The organism is Shouchella hunanensis (assembly GCF_028735875.1).
In the GTDB taxonomy this organism is placed as follows: domain Bacteria; phylum Bacillota; class Bacilli; order Bacillales; family Bacillaceae_D; genus Shouchella; species Shouchella hunanensis.
The window spans coordinates 2,565,050-2,585,855 of the sequence record NZ_CP117834.1 but is presented as its reverse complement, the minus strand read 5'-3'; the positions used below and the strand labels follow the sequence as shown (position 1 = coordinate 2,585,855).

At 40.4% G+C, this 20,806-nt stretch carries 22 protein-coding genes; 7 read left to right on the top strand and 15 right to left on the bottom strand.

Features of this window, described 5'->3' with window-relative positions:
• Positions 1-9 precede the first annotated feature (9 nt).
• From rfbC to PQ477_RS13105, 6 genes are all read right to left on the bottom strand, one after another.
• The gene (rfbC, locus tag PQ477_RS13130) at positions 10-555 is read right to left on the bottom strand and encodes a dTDP-4-dehydrorhamnose 3,5-epimerase (protein WP_035394814.1); all 546 of its coding nucleotides are present in this window, start codon (positions 553-555) and stop codon (positions 10-12) included.
• Between the two features lie 3 nt (positions 556-558).
• Complete coding sequence (rfbA, locus tag PQ477_RS13125) at positions 559-1,428, bottom strand: glucose-1-phosphate thymidylyltransferase RfbA (protein WP_060705675.1); 870 nt, start codon at positions 1,426-1,428, stop codon at positions 559-561.
• A 105-nt stretch (positions 1,429-1,533) separates the two neighbouring features.
• Positions 1,534-2,034, bottom strand: a complete 501-nt coding sequence (locus tag PQ477_RS13120) for an SdpI family protein (protein WP_274272134.1) — start codon at positions 2,032-2,034, stop codon at positions 1,534-1,536.
• A 99-nt stretch (positions 2,035-2,133) separates the two neighbouring features.
• Positions 2,134-3,105: an ABC transporter substrate-binding protein gene (locus tag PQ477_RS13115; protein WP_274272133.1), complete on the bottom strand. Its 972-nt coding sequence runs from the start codon at positions 3,103-3,105 to the stop codon at positions 2,134-2,136.
• Positions 3,106-3,120: 15 nt separating this feature from the next.
• Complete coding sequence (locus PQ477_RS13110; RefSeq protein ID WP_035394818.1) at positions 3,121-3,909, bottom strand: ABC transporter permease; 789 nt, start codon at positions 3,907-3,909, stop codon at positions 3,121-3,123.
• Entirely contained in the window at positions 3,842-4,684 is an 843-nt protein-coding gene (locus PQ477_RS13105) for an ABC transporter ATP-binding protein (RefSeq protein WP_035394820.1), read from the bottom strand. The genes PQ477_RS13110 and PQ477_RS13105 overlap by 68 nt, the downstream gene beginning before the upstream one ends.
• A gap of 216 nt (positions 4,685-4,900) precedes the next feature.
• Here PQ477_RS13105 and PQ477_RS13100 point away from each other — a divergent pair, with 216 nt between their 5' ends.
• Complete coding sequence (locus tag PQ477_RS13100) at positions 4,901-6,418, top strand: BCCT family transporter (RefSeq protein ID WP_274272131.1); 1,518 nt, start codon at positions 4,901-4,903, stop codon at positions 6,416-6,418.
• A 205-nt stretch (positions 6,419-6,623) separates the two neighbouring features.
• Here PQ477_RS13100 and manA read toward each other — a convergent pair whose 3' ends face one another.
• The 4 genes from manA to PQ477_RS13080 form a co-directional block, all read right to left on the bottom strand.
• Positions 6,624-7,586, bottom strand: coding sequence for a mannose-6-phosphate isomerase, class I (manA, locus tag PQ477_RS13095; RefSeq protein WP_412766100.1), 963 nt, complete (start codon positions 7,584-7,586; stop codon positions 6,624-6,626).
• 281 nt (positions 7,587-7,867) lie between these two features.
• On the bottom strand, positions 7,868-9,439 hold the full coding sequence (locus tag PQ477_RS13090; RefSeq protein WP_035394823.1) for an acetate--CoA ligase: 1,572 nt from the start codon (positions 9,437-9,439) through the stop codon (positions 7,868-7,870).
• Between the two features lie 121 nt (positions 9,440-9,560).
• Entirely contained in the window at positions 9,561-10,667 is a 1,107-nt protein-coding gene (locus PQ477_RS13085; protein WP_035394825.1) for a Gfo/Idh/MocA family protein, read from the bottom strand.
• Between the two features lie 12 nt (positions 10,668-10,679).
• Positions 10,680-11,432: a sugar phosphate isomerase/epimerase family protein gene (locus PQ477_RS13080; RefSeq protein WP_274272129.1), complete on the bottom strand. Its 753-nt coding sequence runs from the start codon at positions 11,430-11,432 to the stop codon at positions 10,680-10,682.
• 111 nt (positions 11,433-11,543) lie between these two features.
• On the opposite strand from PQ477_RS13080, the gene PQ477_RS13075 reads away from it, so the two are divergent.
• From PQ477_RS13075 to PQ477_RS13060, 4 genes are all read left to right on the top strand, one after another.
• Complete coding sequence (locus PQ477_RS13075) at positions 11,544-12,446, top strand: AraC family transcriptional regulator (protein WP_144558416.1); 903 nt, start codon at positions 11,544-11,546, stop codon at positions 12,444-12,446.
• Between the two features lie 75 nt (positions 12,447-12,521).
• Positions 12,522-13,538 (top strand): Gfo/Idh/MocA family protein, encoded by a 1,017-nt coding sequence (locus PQ477_RS13070; protein ID WP_328238000.1) that lies wholly within the window; start codon positions 12,522-12,524, stop codon positions 13,536-13,538.
• 43 nt (positions 13,539-13,581) lie between these two features.
• Positions 13,582-13,965, top strand: coding sequence for a thiol-disulfide oxidoreductase DCC family protein (locus PQ477_RS13065; RefSeq protein ID WP_144558415.1), 384 nt, complete (start codon positions 13,582-13,584; stop codon positions 13,963-13,965).
• A 105-nt stretch (positions 13,966-14,070) separates the two neighbouring features.
• Positions 14,071-14,721: a DUF6944 family repetitive protein gene (locus tag PQ477_RS13060; RefSeq protein WP_274272128.1), complete on the top strand. Its 651-nt coding sequence runs from the start codon at positions 14,071-14,073 to the stop codon at positions 14,719-14,721.
• Here PQ477_RS13060 and PQ477_RS13055 read toward each other — a convergent pair.
• The 3 genes from PQ477_RS13055 to PQ477_RS13045 all read right to left on the bottom strand — a co-directional run bounded on the left by PQ477_RS13055 (position 14,716) and on the right by PQ477_RS13045 (position 16,835).
• A complete protein-coding gene (locus PQ477_RS13055) occupies positions 14,716-15,657 on the bottom strand; it encodes an SDR family NAD(P)-dependent oxidoreductase (RefSeq protein ID WP_274272127.1) in 942 nt (313 codons plus the stop codon). The two genes, PQ477_RS13060 and PQ477_RS13055, sit on opposite strands and share 6 nt — an antisense overlap.
• 61 nt (positions 15,658-15,718) lie before the next feature.
• Positions 15,719-16,291, bottom strand: a complete 573-nt coding sequence (locus PQ477_RS13050; RefSeq protein ID WP_144558413.1) for a TetR/AcrR family transcriptional regulator — start codon at positions 16,289-16,291, stop codon at positions 15,719-15,721.
• An 85-nt stretch (positions 16,292-16,376) separates the two neighbouring features.
• Positions 16,377-16,835 carry a GNAT family N-acetyltransferase gene (locus PQ477_RS13045; protein WP_274272124.1) on the bottom strand — a complete coding sequence of 153 codons (459 nt, stop codon included), beginning with the start codon at positions 16,833-16,835 and terminating at the stop codon, positions 16,377-16,379.
• A 424-nt stretch (positions 16,836-17,259) separates the two neighbouring features.
• Here PQ477_RS13045 and PQ477_RS13040 point away from each other — a divergent pair, with 424 nt between their 5' ends.
• A complete protein-coding gene (locus tag PQ477_RS13040) occupies positions 17,260-18,090 on the top strand; it encodes an N-acetylmuramoyl-L-alanine amidase family protein (protein WP_052007906.1) in 831 nt (276 codons plus the stop codon).
• Between the two features lie 62 nt (positions 18,091-18,152).
• Positions 18,153-19,082 (top strand): aldo/keto reductase, encoded by a 930-nt coding sequence (locus PQ477_RS13035; RefSeq protein WP_060705631.1) that lies wholly within the window; start codon positions 18,153-18,155, stop codon positions 19,080-19,082.
• Between the two features lie 35 nt (positions 19,083-19,117).
• Here PQ477_RS13035 and htpX read toward each other — a convergent pair whose 3' ends face one another.
• Both htpX and PQ477_RS13025 read right to left on the bottom strand, forming a co-directional pair.
• Entirely contained in the window at positions 19,118-20,026 is a 909-nt protein-coding gene (htpX, locus tag PQ477_RS13030; RefSeq protein WP_060705630.1) for a protease HtpX, read from the bottom strand.
• A gap of 95 nt (positions 20,027-20,121) precedes the next feature.
• Positions 20,122-20,763 (bottom strand): pentapeptide repeat-containing protein, encoded by a 642-nt coding sequence (locus PQ477_RS13025; RefSeq protein WP_274272121.1) that lies wholly within the window; start codon positions 20,761-20,763, stop codon positions 20,122-20,124.
• Positions 20,764-20,806 lie beyond the last annotated feature (43 nt).

Here is a 20,806-nt window from a genome sequence, read left to right as displayed (position 1 = left end):
CATTCCCCTTTAAAAATTAGTTTCTGCTTTATGAAGCAGCGGATGCGCACGGTCTTTTTTAGACAAAATAGGTTGACTACACGGCCACTCGATTGCAAGCTCTGGATCATTCCAGCGAATACCCCGATCATGAAGTGGCGAGTAGAGTTGATCCACTTTATAGGCAACTGTTGTATGGTCCACTAGCGTGCAAAATCCATGCGCGAATCCCTTTGGCACGAGAAGCTGTCTCTGATTGTGCTCACTTAAAACGACCCCTACCCACTGTTTGTACGTTGGTGATTTTTTACGAATGTCAACAGCTACATCAAAAATTGCTCCTGTAACACATCGAACTACTTTTAATTGTGAATCAGGGTTTAACTGATAATGGAGACCCCTCAACGTTCCTGCTTGTTTTGATAACGATTGATTATCTTGCAGAAACACTTCTTTAATGCCTGCCTTTTTAAACACATTTTCGTTATAGGTTTCCACAAAATAGCCTCTGTCATCTGCGTACACATTTGGTTCTAGTAAATAGACACCTTCTAATTTTGTTTCATGTACCTCCATTGTTCACCCTCCTTTTGCTATACGCAACAAATACTGACCATACTCATTTTTCTTTAGCGGTTGTGCAAGTGTAAGTAATTCTTCTTTTGATATATACTTCATTCGAAAAGCAATCTCCTCAATGCATGCAATTTTTAAACTTTGACGTTTTTCTACAGTATGAATAAATTGCGAAGCCTCGAGCAACGATTCATGGGTGCCAGTATCTAACCATGCTGTTCCTCTTCCTAATTTCTCTACATGCAATTGCCCCTGGTTTAAATACATAACATTTACATCTGTGATTTCCAATTCTCCTCGAGCTGATGGCTTGATCGCTTTTGCATATTCAACAACACGATGATCGAAGACATAGAGTCCTGTTACTGCATAATTCGATTTTGGCTGAGTTGGTTTTTCTTCGATTGAAATGGCTTCACCCTTTTCATCAAAGTCAACAACACCGAATCGCTCTGGATCACTTACGTAGTAGCCGAATACTGTTGCTCCCTTGTTTTGTTGCATCGCCTTCTTTAAGCGATCTGGTAAACCGTGTCCGTAAAACAGATTATCCCCTAGTACAAGAGTGACATTCGATGTCCCTATGAACCTCTCACCAATAATAAACGCTTGCGCTAATCCCCCAGGTTCTGGTTGAATCTCGTATTGAATTGAAAGTCCGAGCTGGGCACCATCTCCCAACACTTGCTTGTAACGTCCTGTATCTTCTGGTGTAGAAATGAGTAGAAATTCCCTAATACCTGCGAGCATGAGTAAAGATAAGGTGTAATAAATCATTGGTTTATCATAGATTGGAAGCAACTGTTTGGACGTAGCTTTCGTTATAGGATAAAGCCTTGTTCCACTTCCTCCTGCCAGTATAATTCCTTTCAGATTAAACACCGCCTTAGAAAAAAATCCATATAGAGGAATCTATGCAGGCAAAACAAAAAACCTGCATCATTTATGCAGATTTTTTTCTTTTGCTCGGCTTTGTTGTTAGCCTTTTTTTATGATGATAACGAAATAATAGAAAACGAGTGCTACTGAATACACAAGCAATCCAATTTGAAGGAAGCCAAGACCATCTATTGGTTGATCAAATGCTACAAATGAAAAATCGATAAATACACATAAAAATAACAGCACCATGATGACATTCGTTTGAGCGACCATATTTCGTGTTAACTGTATAAGGATCGTAATGTTCTCCTCTGTTACCTTAATCGGAAAATTAAAGAGTGAGGGAACAAAACGTAATGCAAACAGCATGAGTGAAAGACCCGTTGTGAGAACTGGCAGTAAAAAGAATAATCCTTTATTGCCATATGTATAAGCCTCTGAAGTAAACGAAGCTGAATGAATGGGTACCTCCGTCGGCAACTTAGGATAGATAACGATAAACACAACCCAAAAGCCAATCAATAGAAAGGCCGCTATCGTTGTCATCCCTTTTTCAAGTCTCGTTGTCCGGACAACTGGAATCTCTATTTCAATCATATACAACTCCCCCCTCCCTAATATACGCTTCCGTTTGCTCAACGTTTCATTTTTATAAAATAAAAACGCCTTAGCTTTCGCTAAAGCGTTTCAATTCCGTTATTCATTTTCTACATACTGTAAATCAACAAGACCATCAATGTCCGTACTAGCCATTTGTCCTGCTTCTTCACTAATGGCAGCCATTTCTTGAAGTACCTGTTCATTTACATCCACAGTTGGAAATAAGCGTTCCAGAGAAAGACGTATTTCGTCGTAGTCTAATTCGTTCCCAGTTTCTCTTTGAATATGGTCCACAAAGATTTGTGCCGCTTCATCAGGATTGTTAGCGACAAACTCGACCGCTTCTGTATGTGCACGTAGGTAGGCACGTGCTAAATCTTCATTTATCTCTAAAAACTCATGACTTGCGGTTACCACCGTATTAGTGGAATCCTCTCCCCAAGCAAATTCGTCTGCATCAACTAAAAAAGCGGCGTCTAAATTATCTGCAAGAAAGCTACCCCAAGGCTCTTGAGTGGCAGCAGCATCAGCGTCACCTTGTGAAAATAAAATCGACGTATCTGCTGGTGCTTGCGGAACAAAATTAATATCGTCTGCGTCAACACCTGCATCTGCTAACTCTTTTCGTAACATGATATCTTGAGTGGAACCAATGGTCGGGATGGCAACATTTCTTCCTGCTAAATCTGCAACAGACTCTACTCCTGAATCAGCACGAGCCATAATAACGGCTCCACCGTTCACAGCCCCTGCAATAATGGAATGGCTTGGATTTCTTGTGTACGTATTCATTGCTGGCACTGGTCCCACCGTACCGATGTCAATTTCATTTGCCGACATTGCTTCCATAAACTGCGCTCCATCTGGTACAGTCATTGTCGTAAAACGAGCATCTTCACCAAATGCTTCTTCAAAATAGTCATTTTCTAATGCAACAATTGTGGAGATATGAGTCAAGTTAGGAAAATAGGCAATGCGTACTTCCCCTTCCGTTGCACTATTACCGCAAGCTGCAAGTGTAATGCCAGCCCCTAAAGCAAGTAAAGATCCTTGTATTACTTTTTTCATAGCATGTCTCTCCTTTTAATGTAAACCTGGTTTTAATCCCCATTTTTTCTGTACCGATCTCTCTACACGTAAAAACACAAGGTTATCCACAATGGTTCCAATAATACCAATAACAATCATGACAGAAAGCACTAAATCCATTTGGCCAAGCGAACGGCCAACTGTTAATAAATAGCCAAGACCACCAGCAGCTACAAATAGTTCACCTGCCATAATAGCACGCCATGCAAATGCCCATGCTGTCCGTACACCTGAAATGAGATGAGGCACTGAAGCGGGTAAAATGACCGTTCGCAATAAATGACTTCCTCCTGATCCGAGGGTTTTGGCAACGTTCATATAGAGAGTCGGAACATTTTTAAAGCCCGTGCTCGAACTAACTGTCACCGTCCATGTAGCCCCTATTGTGACGATAAATAGTAAAGAGGCATTTCCGTATCCAAACCAAATAATAGCAAGCGGAAGCCAGACAATACTTGGTATTGATTGAAGTGCCGTCACTAAAAAGCCGAGGGTATCGTCAACGAGTTTATATCGAGCAATTAAGTATCCTAATGTAAGACCGACAATAATGGCAATGGTAAACCCGAGTAACAATCGTCCTAATGTAATTCCTGTGGCTGTTAAAATCTGTCCAGACAGGAGTCCACTTACAAATGTATTTATAACCGTTGTACCACCGGGATCTAACGGAAATAGTAAAGGTGGAAATGAGCCTGGCGGGAAGTTACCTACCCTAGATGTTATCTCCCATATAGCCACGATCATCGCGATGAATACGATCCGTCTTATAGCTGTAGTCATCTCCAAACTCCTCCTTCAACACTTTCTCCATTTCTTCTTCAAGTTCAGCTAATATTCTTCGTTCTAAATCAACTAGATTGCTGTCAGCAGGATCTCTTGGGAGTGCAGCTTGAACAGGGAATTCTCGTTTTATTTTTCCTGGGCGCGTCCCCATAAGTACAATTCGATTGGAAAGCATCACCGCTTCCCGAATATTATGAGTAATGAATAGAATGGTTTTACCTGTATTTGCCCAAATTTCAAGCAATTCTTTATGCAAGACCATTCGTGTTTGCTCGTCTAACGCAGCAAACGGTTCATCCATTAGTAAAATATCCGGATCCATAACGAGTGCCCGAGCAATCGCCACCCGCTGCTTCATTCCCCCAGAAAGCTCATGTGGAAAAGATTTAGTGAAATTTCCTAGATGCACCGTTTTCAATCCTTCGATTGCCTTTTCTTCACTTTCTGCTTTTGATACGCCTTTCAGTCGTAAGCCGTACGTCACATTGTCAAGGACATTCATCCATGGAAAAAGGCCAGCTTCTTGAAAGACAACCACTCTGTCGTTGCCTGGTTTTTTCACCTGTTTCCCACCTGCAATGACTTCTCCAGTAGAGGGTGTATCAAGTCCGGCAATTAGATTAAGGATCGTTGATTTTCCACATCCAGAAGGACCTAATAATGAAATAAAATCTCCTTCTTTAATGGTTAGGTTAATATCGCTTAATACATGTAGCGATTGTTTTTTATTTTTTTCGAAAGATTTCTCTACATGATTTAATTGAATTTGCATCTTTGCACCCCCAAATACCAATAATACCTACTAATATAATAAGAATTATAGTTTTTTTTAAGTGTAAGGGATGTCACGATAATCGTCAATTAGAATCATTCGCTTCGGATAAAATCATGTTTTTTATTCAAAATAATGGAATAGATTACTGTTACTTGTCACAGTGATGGATGTATGATAACATTCCAAACTTATGACTGAATTCAGGAGGAACAATTGAAAAATTTAAAATTAGACTGGCCTGTCTTTGCGATATCTGGTGGCTTTTTACTCGTATTCGTTATTGCTTCACTCGTAAATGCAGGCTTCGTCGGTAATCTAGTCAATACAGCATTTGCCTGGTCATCTTTAACTTTTGGTGCATTCTGGCAAGTACTGATGATTCTTACATTTATTATCGCCGTCTTCATGAGCCTTACCGAATTAGGAAAGGTACGATTAGGCGATTCATCCAAACCAACGTTTTCTTTCTTTAAATGGTTTTCAATGATCATGATTACACTTCTTGCTGGTGGTGGGGTATTTTGGGCAGCGGCCGAACCGATGTATCATTATTTAGATACTCCGCCTATGTACAGTGAAACCGGTAGTGCGGCTACAGCCATTCAGGCTGGTTTGTCAACTGGATTCTTGCATTGGGGCTTTCTTGCTTGGAGTATTTTAGGTACACTTGGCGTTGTTGTTCTCATGTATGCAAAAAAGAAAGGACAGCCCCTTAAGCCACGAGCACTGCTTTATCCACTCTTTGGAGAAAAGATTATGCATAAAAGTGTCTTAGGCACACTGATTGATGTCTTTTCTATTTTAGCCGCTTGTGCAGGAACAATTGGACCAATTGGATTTTTAGGATTACAAGCTGGATACGGTTTGAATATGCTTTTCGGCTTACCAGACACATTTGCGATACATTTTGCGATGATTTTCTTTTTAGTCGGCATTGCAGCAGTATCAGCAGCAACTGGAATCCATAAAGGAATTCAGTGGTTAAGTCGGTTTAACGTCATTATTACAGTTATTCTTGCTATTGCCATTTTGATTCTAGGACCCGCCCGTTTTATTATTGATTCATTTGTAACGAGCTATGGCTCTTACATGCAAAACTTCTTTCCAATGAGCTTATATAGAGGAGATGAAGGGTGGCTTTCAGGCTGGACTATTTTCTTCTGGGGCTGGTTTATTGGATATGGACCGATTATGGCGATTTTCATTTCTAGAATATCCGACGGACGAACCATACGTGAGCTATTCTTAACGGTTGCATTTTTAGCACCTGTTGTCACGAACTTCTGGTTTACTGTCGTTGGCGGTACAGGCATTTTTTACGAAATGAGCGAACCTGGATCTGTTAGTGATCCATTAAATGAGGGTGGCCTTCCTGCTTCCATCTTTGCCATTGTCAATCAGCTACCACTAGGTGCTTTATTTGCATTTTTGTTTATTTTTGTCACATGCGTGTTTGTAGCAACAACTGCAGATTCAATCTCTTACTCCATTTCAATGATTATAACTGGGAAGGAAACCCCAGATCGATTTATCCGGATTTTTTGGGCCCTCATTTTCGGAGCTGTTGCTGCTGCACTTCTTTATATTGGTGAAGGTAGTATTGATTCGCTACAGTCCTTCATCGTTCTTACCGCTGTTCCGGTTTCCCTCTTTATGCTACCAACACTCTGGCTAGCTCCGTTGACAGCGAAACGACTATTACGTATTCAACAGAAAGAAGAAGCGAAGTGAGGCATCCTCACTCGCTTCTTTTTTCATTTTCTTTTATGACCTGATGTATGGAATCAAGCCTATTAGCAATGTGAAAAAGTATACCTGCACATAATCCTAACAAAGCTCCGATGGATTCAGCCGCTACAAACCCTAGGACTATTCCAGCTAACATGCTGACAAGAAGCGAACCATTCATGTTTATCCCCTATCGAATCAGTCGTTTTTACGCATGGCTTGCGATGAAGTCTAGCTCTCCATGTATCTCAAACGTTGTCGCATCTACTGGTAACAGTAAATGGTCCCCCTTTTTTAATGGAAAAGACTTATCTCGTACCGTTAATTCTCCAGATCCTTTTATTACAGACACTAAAAGATAATCGGCTTCAACCGCCGCATTCCAATAAGAGGTGATTTGACCGTGATACACTGTAAAATAGGGTGATGCAATCAGTTCTGTAATTGTGCAACCCTTATCTTTTCTTACCGTTTTTGTGTTTGTTCGCGCTTTTCTATCTGGAATTTGCGTTACTTGCTTCGCTTTCTCAAGATGCAACTGACGCTTATTTCCTTTTTCGTCTGTACGATCAAAATCATATACGCGGTATGTTGTATCTGAACTTTGCTGCGTTTCTAAGATGAGTGTTCCTGCTCCAATTGCATGAATCGTACCGCTTGGAACATGAAAAAAGTCGCCAGATCGAATTGGAATGCGATGAAATAGCTCATTCCATTCCCCCGCTTCTATTTTCTCATTAAATTCAGCTTCTGATTTTGCCGTATGTCCTAAAATAAGCTCTGCATTTTCTTCTGCTTCAATAACATACCAACACTCGGTTTTTCCGTATGCTTCATTCTCTTCAAGTTGAGCCGCTTGAGCATCATTTGGATGAACCTGAACCGATAAATCTGCGGAAGCATCTAGCACTTTAACCAATAGAGGAAAGCTCCCTTTTGTGTTTCCTCCAAAAAGTTCCGCATGATTCTCCCATAACTCAAGCAATGATTTCCCTTTATAAAGCCCATTACGTACTGTACTTAATCCATTTGGATGCGCAGATATTCCCCAACATTCTCCTGTATGTAAACTCGGTAAGTCATACCCAAATTGCGCTAGCTTTTGTCCACCCCAAATTCGTTCTTGCAGAACGGGGGAAAAAAAGATTGGTTCTGTTGTCAACCCACTCACTCCTTTTACCCTTTCTCTCTTTAAGCCTACCATATTCTTTGTTTTTGCCATACTCGTTTCCTGATTATCTACATGAAAAGGACATTAGCTTAAAAATCAAACTCCTTCTCTTTATTACGGAGACCCTCCAAACTACTCAATCTATACATTACTCGTTTACACAGACTCACACTCAGTAGAAATCATTCAAATCATCATTATCCCTTATCTTATTGATCCATTCGAAAAAGGGCTATGGTAAAAGGATATTCTACCTTGCCACACAGCCCTAATGCTACTTCTTAACCTCTTCCTTGTTCTCGCATACGTAATTCTATTCTTCTTGTTTTTCCTGATATCGTTTTCGGCAGTTCTTTTATATATTCAATTTGACGAGGGTATTTGTATGGTGCTGTTTCTTGCTTCACAAACTCTTGCAATGTGACGGTAAGTTCGTCTAACGAAGACGGTTCTTGATTAAGTACCACGTACGCCTTTACAATGCTCCCTCTTATTTCATCAGGACTTGCGACAACAGCGCATTCTTTTACCGCTGGATGTTTCGTTAGCGCATCTTCCACTTCGAACGGACCGATTGTGTAACCAGACGAGATGATAATATCGTCGCCTCTTCCTTCAAACCAAAAGTAGCCGTCTTTATCTCTTCTTGCTTGATCACCAGTTACATAATAATCCCCTAAAAAAGATGCTTTCGTTCTTTCTTCATCTTTATCATATCGTTTAAACAACGCTGGTGAATCTTTATGAACAGCAATCATGCCAATTTCATCTACATCTGTTTCTCGTCCTTCCTCATTAATAATATGCACGCCATTCCCTGCTGTAGGCTTTCCCATTGATCCAGGTCTCGCCTCCATACCAATCATTGTCCCGATCAAAAGCGTGTTTTCCGTTTGTCCGTAACCGTCACGAACGGTGATACGAAATAAATCTCCAAAGGTAGAGATCACAGCTCGGTTTAGCGGTTCTCCTGCTGAAACAGCTTCCCGAATGGAAGACAAACGATACGTAGATAACGTCTCTTCTTTTGCTAACATTCGATACTCCGTTGGTGTCGCACAAAAAACAGAAACGTTATGCTCTTCGATAAGAGATAAATACGTTTTGGCATCAAATGGTCCGTCATAAATAAATGCTGTTGCGCCCTTTCCGATAACAGATAAAAATGGACTCCATACCCACTTTTGCCATCCAGGTGCAGCCGTTGCCCATACGATATCATGCTGCTTAACACCAAGCCATTCCGTTGCAGCCGTTCGCAGGTGGGCAGAAGCCCAACCATGTGTATGTACAACTGCTTTGGGATTTCCGGTTGTACCAGATGTATATGGTAAAAAGGCCAGATCATCTCTATGAGTGCTACACTCAAAGGAAACGCTTTCATTTTCCGCTAACGATCTTAAATCTTCCCAACCACTTTTTTGATCACCAACGACTAGCTTCACCTTTAATGTCGGAGTAGAATCCATTTTGTCAACTTCATCCGTTAAGCCAGTATAAGCAATAACGGCAGCGGCTTCCGCATGTTGGATCCGATATGCTAAATCCTTTGCACGGAGCATACCAGAGCAAGGAATGATAACCAATCCAGCTTTTATACAGGCTAAATAAGTAGCGTACGCCTCTGGAACACGCGGAAATAACAAGAGAACCCGGTCTCCTTTACGTAATCCAAGAGATGCGAATGTATTCGCATATTGGTTCATGGATTCAATTAATCTTTTGTATGTCCATTCAATCTGCTTGCCGTTTTGACCTTGCCATAGTATTGCCTTCTGATTACCATTCGCATTCTTCTCCACTTCAACGGCTACGTTGTAATGTTCTGGAATAACTAATGTGTCCTGTACCATTCTTATCACCCCTCTTTGCATCCATTATATAAATAATTCAGTTTTTTTAAAAGAATAAAACGCTATTCTTGTTTACAATAAAAAAGCAGGTCGGTTTGAAATCCGACCTACTTTCTACTCGTTAAACGAGAGCTTGATTTTTCTCATTAAAATAAATCGCTTTCCCAGTTTTAGCTGACTCGTAAATCGCTTCTAGAATTTCGCTTACGACAAGCGCTTGCTCCGCTTTAACGACTGGTTCTGTGTCATTTCGAATCGCATCAATCCACAGTCTAGCTTCTTTGTCTGCTTGCGTTTCACTGCCACCATCGTAATACGCTACACCCCCAGCTTGTAGGTCCGGCTTCGTTACATACAAACGGCTCAATTTCTCACCATTTATTCGCAAACCATCGCGCATATCTGCTCCTGCTGCAGTACCGCAAAGCGTCGTTTTCGCTTCATCCACATCTAGCGTATTTAATGCCCAACTTGCTTCTAACGTGACCGTTGCTCCATTTTCCATTGTAATGAAAGCAAATGCAGAGTCTTCAACTGTAAATTCTTTTGGATCCCAAGGTCCAAAGGCATTTGCAGCATTTTCTGTGTCTGATAATTTATAGTACACATTTCCTACAACACTTTTTACTTTGTAGTTATCCAGTGTCCAAAGCGTTAGATCAAGTGCATGTGTACCAATATCAATTAATGGACCCCCGCCTTGTTCTTCTTCATTTAAAAACACTCCCCATGTCGGAACTGCCCGACGGCGGATCGCATGCGCTTTAGCAAAATAAATATCCCCAAATTCGCCTTCTTCTGCTAGCTGCTTTAAATACTGAGAATCTGGACGATAGCGGTTGTCGTAACCAATTGTTAATTTCTTACCTGTACGTTTTGCCGTCTCAACCATTTCCCTTGCTTCAGCGGCTGTTTTTGCCATAGGCTTTTCACAAAGAACATGTTTACCTGATTCTAGAGCAGCAATCGAAATAGGTGCATGTGATTTATTCGGTGTACATACATGAATAACTTCTATTGATGTATCCTTTAATAATTCTTGGTAGTCGGTGTAGACATCTGCGCCTTCAACACCATAATCAGCAGCCGCTTTCTCTGCCTTTTCTTTCACAATATCGCAAAAGGCAACGAGTTCAACACCTTTTTGCTTAACAAGGCTTGGCATTTGTTTCCCATTCGCAATACCTCCACAGCCAATAATTCCAATTCGAATCGTACGTTTTTCCATTCGTATTCACCTCTATGCTTTAAGTAGTTGCTGCAAAAATGTAGCGCTTTCTTTTATTGAGACAAACTCATCCTTATCAAATTCCTCTTGCTCCACCGTGTACCAGTCTACCTGATATGCTTTTGCCGTTTGGTGGATAGCATGAAAATCCATTATGCCTGATCCAACTTCTACATTTCGCAAGTCTTGTGCATTATTCATATCTTTCATGTGAAGTAGCTTCACACGTTCTTTATATTTACGAATCCAATCGACAGATTTCAACCCTGTTGCTTCTAGCCAAAAGGTATCTAATTCCATAAATACCGCTTTTGGATCTGAATAACGAAAGAGCAAATCTAATCCATATTCACCTTCAAATTTCTTTAATTCAATGTCATGATTATGATAACCAAATGCAATGCCTGCCTCTGACGTTTTGTCGCCTATTTTAGTAAATAGCTCCGCCGTTCTTTTATAAGCATCTGCATTATCGCGATACGAATCAGGTAAACCTGGGCAAACGATGTAAGGGCTTTCAATTTTGTGTGAGTACTCAATAACTTGATCCAAATTTGATTCGAGCTGCTCAATTGATATATGACTGCCTGCTGCTTGTAAACCGATACCTTTTAACGTGTTATAAAGATCCGTGCTTGTTTTCTCATAGTACCCTGCAAATTCAACGCCATCATAGCCTGCTTCCGCAACCTTCTCTAACGCACCAAAAAAATCCTCTGCACAACGTTCTTTTATAGAATATAGTTGCAGCCCAATTTTTGGCATCAATCCACCTCCAATGTACTGAATCTACTAATAGACTATCATGACTCAACAATTGATTATATACTAAAACTATTCAATTATATAAAATTTTTGTCATGAAGGAGCATTTTTATGTTTGATCAAAGTAAAGCATACAAAGAAAAAAAGTTACTTGAAAATGAAATCAAACAACCCATCCATTGTCACATTGAACAAAGCCTCCCTGATCGACGTATTGCAAGTCCTCATTTTCACGATGCCATCGAGTTACTTTATGGCTTTTCAGGAACGGCGTATGTGTTTGTTAGCGGTCAGTCGTTTAGACTCAAACCTGGTGATTTAATCATTATCAACGCTCAAGAGGTTCATGGCATCTATGCGGAGAAAGGAGGAGACGTTAAATATATCGTTATTAAGCTTGAACCTGAAGTGTTATATTCAACGTCTCGCTCCTTATTTGAATCTAAATATGTATTACCGTTCACAATGGGTAAATCAAGCCCACAAACTCTTCTACAAAAAGAAGAAATTGCCAACACCAGTATTCCTAAAAGTATTACAAACATTATGACCGAGTTTTCAAAGCAGGACTTTGGGTTTGATTTTGCTATCCGTATTCATATTTGTTCCATCTTTTTAGCTGTCCTAAGACATTGGCGGGATGTTGGGATAACCGTCGGCATAAACGATGATTTGAGTGAAGACGACCTTCAGCTTATGCGACAAACCTTTCAATTAATTGAAAGCAACTACCATACTCCTTTAACAGCAAAAGAAGCGGCACATGCATGTAACTTAAGCTATAGCTACTTCTCAAGAAAAATTAAAGCCACTACTGGGCGCTCTTTTACTGAATTACTTAATTACGTTCGCATTACGGAGGCTGAAAAACTACTAACAACAACGGACTTGTCGATTACGGATATTGCCACTTCTGTTGGCTATACAAACACAAGTTACTTTATTTCTCAGTTTAAGCAAGCAAAGCACATATCTCCCTTGCGCTTCAAAAAGGTTACGAGTAAGTCGTTATAAAATAAAACTTTTTTGTCTTGACAGTTTTGAAATCGATAGCTAGTATGAATGGTAATTCAAAACGAGGAGGAGTTTATGATGATACGAGTTGCTTTATTAAGCCGTTGGCATGTTCATGCTGACGACTATGCTAGAGAAGCAAGTAAGAATCCATCAATTGCTATTACAGTGGTTTGGGATGAAGACCCTGCTAGAGGAAAAAGATGGGCGGATGAGCTTGGTGTTGATTTTGAAAACAGCCTAGAGTATACCTTAGCAAGAGAAGATGTTGATGCCGTCATCGTAGACACACCTACCGCCATGCATAAAGAAGTCATCCTTGCGGCAGCGAAAGCAAAGAAGCATATTTTTTCCGAAAAAGTGTTAGCGCTTACGGAGGAAGATGTTGAAGACATTTTTACTAGTGTGGATGAGCACAACGTCTCGTTAATGCTGTCTTTACCGCGTTTAAATGATCCAACCTATCTCTATGCAGAACAAGCGCTACAAGAAGGTTTACTTGGGGAGCTTACATCTATCCGTTGTCGCCTTGAACATGGTGGAGCGCTTCCTACAGAATCACATCCTAACGGTTGGCTCCCTTCTCATTTCTTTAATAAAGAACAATGTGGTGGTGGTGCTTTAATCGACCTTGGCGCACATCCTATTTATTTAACGAATCGATTTGGTGGCGATGCTGTATCCCTTTATGCCGATATGGCATCCTACACAGACAAACCTGTAGATGATCATGCAACGGTGATCGTGCGCTATGCTTCCGGTGCAACCGCAACCATTGAAGCCGGTTTTATCGCCTCAAAGAGTCCATTTATTCTTGAATTACACGGAACGGACGGAACCATTCTTGTTGAAGAGCGTTCATTACGTATCCAATCAACTCATTTAGATGAAAGTGGATGGATCACTCCAGAGTTACCTGAACAAGCTCCAAGTGCGATGAGCCAATGGGTTGCGCACATTGAGAACGGAGAAGAACCACGCATAACACGAGAGGATATGCGCTTACTTACACGTATAAACGAAGCAGCTATTCAGTCATCTGAAGCTGGTAAGCGGATTGAATTAGGGAATAAAAAGCATACAACGGTTTAACGTAAACAACCTAAGGGAAATGGGATGGATGAGGTGAAAAAATATGAGCCAACAACATACCGTTTTCTACGATGCCCAGTGTCCTTTATGCCAGACCATCAAAAAAACTTTGCGTTTTTTTGATCGAGACAATTGTCTACGTTGGATTCCTGTTCAAGAAGTCCGACCTTCAACAAGGCAAAAAGCTCGCACGTATTTTGCTGATATGGAAAAAGAAATCTATGTATTAACAAAACACGGTCATGTGCTCGTTGGTTTCCCAGCCATTCGTGAAATCCTCTCATCATTACCTAGTCTAATATGGGTTGCCTTGTTAATGAAACCAGCAGCTGTTGAAGCAATCGGTCAGATCGTCTACCAATTTGTCTCCCATCGACGACACGCATGGTTTGGTCAAACTGAATATATACGTCCTGATTTTATTTAAGAAACGGTTTAGCACTAACCTCGCTAAGCCGTTTTTGGCGTTACCCTTCTTACCTTTTTGCATATGATAGCACAACAGCCTATAGACTTAAGGAGGGTTTATTCCTTGTCTACAGATAACCGCTCTGCATCTATTTTTGATTTACTTCGAGACGAAAAGAAAAGACGCTACCCTGATCAACCTCAAGTAGCGACTGACGATGGCCCTGAAGACAATCATTCCCTTATCTTTTTTGGATTGTGGGTGAGTGCCATTGGTACGATTTTTAACGCCATCGCTGCTACAACACAAGCAGATTTAGAAGACGCTCTCCGTTCGAATTTTTCTATATATGGCAATAGCTTTGAAGCAACAGGCAATGCATTAGTTGCAGAAGGATTTGCATCAGGTGGTCCAGACAAATACGGGAGCTATATCATCACAATTGGCACACTGTTTGCCCTTTACGCAGATATTGGCAATCTAACAGAAGAGGTCGCTATACAGACCGAAGTAAAAGGATCATTCATCGAAGCACTTGGCACTTCTTATGCTCTATTTGGTGTTGTACCTCCGGAAAACCCTACGCGCTTCCAGATCTATACACTCTATTCAGCGCTATTACAACTTTTTGGCAACGGCTTCGAGGCCTATGCCGGTATAACAGAGCTTCGTGGAGGAAATGGCGAATCGTTTTACGAAATTGGCACGATTCTTCAAGCAATTGGCGCTGTTTTAACTGGGCTTTTTTATGAGGGAGGCGACCGCTTTTTATAATGATTGAATGCTTTCATTTCTTAGTTCTTTAATCGTTTCTCTCAAGCCCACTTCAAAAGAGGTCGGCTGCCAATAGTCCAACTCATTCGCTAACTTCTCACTGTTTAAATAAACAGGCCGTTCAGTTAGATACATCATTTCAACAAGTTCGCGCATTTGAGGTGAAAGTATACCTAGAAGTCGAATCATTCTTTTCTTTACAACGCGAAACCCTTTTGTAGTCCTTGTTTCTTTACGAATAAGCTGAAGCAGATCTTCCCCTCTTATTGTCACACCGCTTACATTCCAAACTTGATTGTACACACGGTTCTGAAAGGAAAGGTCGACAATCGCCTTCGCCGCGTCAAGTGTATAAAGAAATTCTCGTTTGATCGTTGGACAGCCAATGTAGTTCGCTTTCTTCCCTACTACAGCATTGCGCAATGTCTCATGCAAGAGCGTATTAACCGCATAGGGACCATATAAGTCAGGCAAATGCACGATAAGTGCTGGTGTCGTACTTTCCAATAATTGTTGCTCCATTTGCAGACGAATGGTGCCTTTTTTTGTGGACGGCTCTTTTTTTGACGTTTCTGCTACATAGCTATCTTTGTCACCATAAGCATAAATATTATCCGCAAGTATTAAGCTCATGTTTGTATTTTCAGCATGAGCTATTAACCGATTAAGACAAACCATCTGCTTTTCTTCCCATTGCTGATAAGGAAAATTAACGGCATGATAGACTGCATCTGACCCTCTAACCGCTGCAAGGAGATCGGTTTCCTTCAATACATCTCCTGAAATAAGCTGAACCTTTTTATTCCCTCCAAACATAGCAGTTAGTTTGCTTTTTGTTCGAGCAAATGCAACGACTTCCATTCCTCGACTTAACAATTCCTTTGTTAATGCATAGCCAACTCCTCCAGTTGCCCCTAAAACCGTCACTTGTTTCATCATATATCCCCTTTTCTGACCACTGGTCAATTAATGGTATAAAAAAGCCATGTCGGCTTTTTTATGACAAAATCGCTTTCGTTAAAAATTGAACATGTTTCTTAGCAGCTTCTTCTACCTCTGAGAAGTTGTTTACACGATGAATATAGTGTGCAACAAACCCATGAAGAGATACAAATGTTGAATAGACATCTCCAATGGACGCATCGTTATTAGAAAAACTACCTAACGCTTTAGCAAAGAGATCATAGCTTTGATTAGCCGCCCGTTTAGATAGTGCGTCAATAGCTGGATCTTTTATCATAAACATGAATTCATAATGAACTTGATAGTGTAGTCCAAACTCCAGATAACAAAGCAGTAGTTCAATTAGTTTCTCTTCGTTCTTAACTGATTTGGCTTGCACCTTTTTTATCAAGTCATTTAATTTCTCGAAGTAACGAGACACAACTTCAAAAAAAAGCTCAGCTTTATTGTTAAAATGATAGTAAAGCGCACCGTGGCTACACTGTAGTTCTTTTGCAAGTGAACGCATTGATACGTGTTGATAGCCTTTTGTTTGAAACTGTTGACTAGCAACTTCAACAATCATTTCTTTTGTTAATTCGTTTGCTATTGTTCGTCTTGGCGTCATTCTCACCCCACCTAATTGACCACTGGTTAAATAATACATTAGCGCTACCAATCGCTCTTGTCAATACTTTTCTGAAAATTACATGTTAGTTTATGTTTTTTTCGAAATAAACTAATTCAACGCCGCCTTTAACAACTTTACGTTCTACAAGCTGATAGCCTTGAGATTGATAAAGCTGAATAGCAGGTATATTTTTTGCTCCCGTCGCCACTTTCAACATACATGGCTCATTCAGGAGCGTTTCAATATGTTGCAAAAGCTTCGTCGCAATGCCTTTGCGAAAATGCCTCGGGTCGACCATCATCCTTGTGACTTCAATCGCTTGGTTAGAATCATCATCAATGGAAACAGCGCCTAGAATGGAACCCTCTTCTATGTATAGATAAAACATTTCTGTAGTCTTAAGAAACTGTGCAAACGACTCCATCAACGGAGGAATTTCGTGAAAGTCTAGCATATTTTCTTCAATTTGATAAGCCACTTTTTGAAGACCGTATAATGCTTTTGATTGATCATTATTTCTCACTTGTAGTTCACGTATCATTTTCTACCCCCAATTAAATGGCTACACATTCTCAAATCAGTAGCACCTATCAAGCTCGTTCTATCAATCTTATACTAAAATACTAACACCTTTTCAAACAACACCCTGTTTTGATTTGGTCGATCATTGTAAGAGAAAACAGTGCATTTCCTATTCTTACTTCACTCTCTTTTTAACGGTAAGTCTATTCGATTGTAATAGAAACTAGCCGTTCCATTCACTCGTGTTATTCCACTCACACTTCCTTTTTTTATGGTGGTTTTCTCCATTTTATACTAGGTTTAGGATTAATGCGATGCCGTTTATTGGCTAAGAGATACATTAAAACACAGTGATATTTCACAAGATTTGTTTACTGCTGTGTTTAAAAGATTACTAGTTTGGTCAGAATGTCTCTTATACCGTTGGTGAGGAGGACATTCTGATGAACACAAATAGAAGGCAACTCAATGGTTTTATGATTATTTTCACCCTTGCTTGTATCTTGCTGGCCGTCACACCGGCCTATGCAGTCGAACAAGGCGAAGTGACAGTTAATACAACGTTAAATGTACGAAGCGGACCATCTACATCTGCAGAGGTTATTGGTGTAAAATACAACGGCGATATCGTCGAGTTTATTAATGAAGGACAAGGCTGGGGGCGTCTTATTGATGGCTCGGGCTACGTTAGTCTAGATTGGATCAAAAAAATTGATGTACAAGCAGCGTCTACGAATTCAGAGGTAGAACCAAAGCGCATAATGCTCGACCCTGGTCACGGTGGCCACGATAGTGGTGCCGCAGCAAATGGGTTAATGGAGAAAGATATCGTACTAGCTATTGCTCATAAGACAAAACAACGATTAGAGGAGTTAGGGTACGTTGTCAATATGACAAGGGAAACAGATGTGTTTCTTTCCTTAGAAGAACGAGTCTCCTCCACTTCTTCGTGGGGGGCCGATCAATTTGTTAGTATTCATGCAAATGGTCATACGAATACAGAGGCGAGAGGAATTGAAACATTTTATCACCCCTCCAGTTCGAGTAGTCAAGTATTGGCTCAGTCTACACAACAAGCTTTACTTCAAACTACAGGTGAAATTGATAGAGGTGTTAAACCAGAAACATTTCATGTTCTGCGCAACAGTAAAATTCCGGCCATCCTTGTTGAAGTAGGGTTTATCACAAATTCTGAAGAAGCCGTAAAATTAAATGATGACGCGTACCAAACAACCATTGCTCATGCCATTGCAAAGGGCATTGTCGAACAATAACACTGTACTCTTTTCTTTTCTCCACTTAAACTATGAATATAGGAAAGAAAGGAGAGTGTAAGATGAAAACGTTCACCTTACCAGGAACAAACTTAGAAGTTTCAAACTTAATCTTAGGCAATATGCGTATTAATTCTCTAGATGATAGCGGCATTCAACAATTGCTCGAAACTGCTTATGAACAAGGCATTAATTTTTATGACCATGCCGATATCTATGGCAAAGGAGAATGTGAATCCTTATTTGCCAAAGCTTTATCACATACAGACATTTCCCGGGAAAAGCTTATTTTACAAAGTAAGTGTGGAATCCGCAAAGGTGCGACCGGTTACTATGATTTCTCAAAGGATCATATTCTTACTTCTGTTGACGGGATTTTAAAGCGTTTAAACACTGACTATCTAGATATTTTATTATTACATCGACCTGACCCACTTATGGAGCCTGATGAAGTAGCTGCAGCCTTTCATCAACTTCATACAAGTGGAAAAGTCCGTCATTTTGGTGTGTCTAATCATACCCCTCATCAAATCCAGCTGTTGCAACGTTCGGTTGAGCAGAAGCTGATTGTGAATCAAGTGCAATTTGGTGTTGCGCATACACCATTAATTGATTCAAGTATGTCTCTTAACATGAAAACAGACGAGGCTGTTAACCGTGATGCAGGAACGCTTGATTATTGTCGCCTCAATGACATAACGCTACAAGCATGGTCACCGTATCAGAACGGATTCTTTGCTGGTACGTTTATTGGGAATAAGAAAGATTTCCCTGAGTTAAATTCCGTTCTTGAACGCTTGGCAGAAGCCTATCAAGTTACTCCGACAGCGATAGCAACCGCTTGGATAACAAGGCATCCAGCTAACATTCAAGTCATTGTAGGATCGACAAAACCTTCTAGAGTAAAAGAAGCATGTGCCGGATCATCTATTCCATTAACACGTGAAGAATGGACAGAGCTATATGCCGCAGCAGGAAATCTTATTCCATAAAAAAGAGCCGTCGTAGTAGTCGACGGCTTCTTTTTCTAACGTTCTTCCAAACGTGCGATGCGATCATTTAAATCAGGGTGGGTGGACATCAATCTCATCATTGATTTCCCACCATTAATTTTCATCGTTTGTACAGCAGTGTCATCGGTATGATCGTTTGCTTTCGCTCGGTTTACGTACTGTTGAAGTGAACGCAGTGCATGGACCATTTTGTCTCGACCAGCTAAGTCTGCACCGCCCCGGTCAGCGTGGTACTCTCGATGACGTGAATACGCACTAATAACAAGGCTACCTAGTATTGAGAATAAAATTTGTAAAATAATAATGGATGCAAATTGAACGATAAACTGCAGTTCAGGACGAACAAATCGAGACAGTACAATCGCAATAACTCGCGAGAAAAAGACAACAAATGTGTTCACAATTCCTTGTAACAACGTCATTGTTACCATATCACCGTTGGCTACGTGAGCCACTTCATGGGCAATAACACCTTCAACGGCGTCATCATCCATTGTGTGTAACAATCCTGACGATACTGCAACCAAAGAGCGTTTCTTTGATGGCCCTGTTGCGAATGCGTTTACTTCGTTACTTTGATAAATTCCTACTTCAGGCATATGCACAAGCCCTGCAGCTCTTGATAAACGATGGACTTTCTCTACAACAGCTCGTTCTTCTCTTGACATTGGCCCCTCTGGATCAATGACTTTGACTTTCATCATCATTTTAGCAATCCAACGAGACATGGCTAATGAAATAAATGAACCAGCAAAACCAACAATTGCACTAAATAATAAAATAACCGCAAATTGAATGGAACCATCGCTTGATACAAATGAACCATCAATTCCGGTAAATTGTATAATGAGTGACCAAACGATAAAGATCGTTGTTAGAACAAGAATATTAGTTCCGATAAACAACATAATTCGTTTCCCCATAGTACCCCTCCAAAATAAATCTTTTGTCTAGTGTACCATGGCTCACCTTTTTGCAGAATAGAATCTCATCAAATTCAGCGATGTTCACATTTCTGTTACATTTCCTCTTTAACAGTTAGCCCTAGTAGTCGGGCAAACCCAATGGCTTGTTCTTTTGAGACGATTAATCCTGACAGTATATCTTGTGAGGCTTGAAAAGAATTGTATGTACAAGTGCTAATGTCGACTCCATTTAAAGATGTCTCATGAAATGAGCAATCATCAATGTCACACTTATCAAGAATAAGTTGTTTCACTTTCGCATGTGCGACATTGACTTGCTTTAGCGAAGAACAACTAAACTGTGTTCCCTTAAGCGTTACATCAATAAAATTGCTTACATTTAAGACGCAATTTGTAAACGTAGTGTGAGACAAATGCGCGTTAGTAAATTGACTACCGATAAATTTGCAGTCAATAAACTCAACCCGATGAAACAGACTTTCTGACAGATCTACATTCGAAAAGTCACAATTCACAAATCGCACATCGGTAAAATCAGCTTTCACCATGTGTGAGCGCGGGAATGAACAGCGAGTAACGATACATTTAGAAAGGATTAGCTTTTGCAAATTGGAATCACTGAGGTCTTCTTGATATATGCTGGAACGAACTAATTCTCGATCCTCTTCAAACAAGACCGATTGCAATGATTTTTCTTCAAGAACTTCTGGTATTTTTGGGGTTTCCTTCTTCATTTCTCTCATCACCTGTCAGTAAAATAAGCTAAGCTCATTGTTA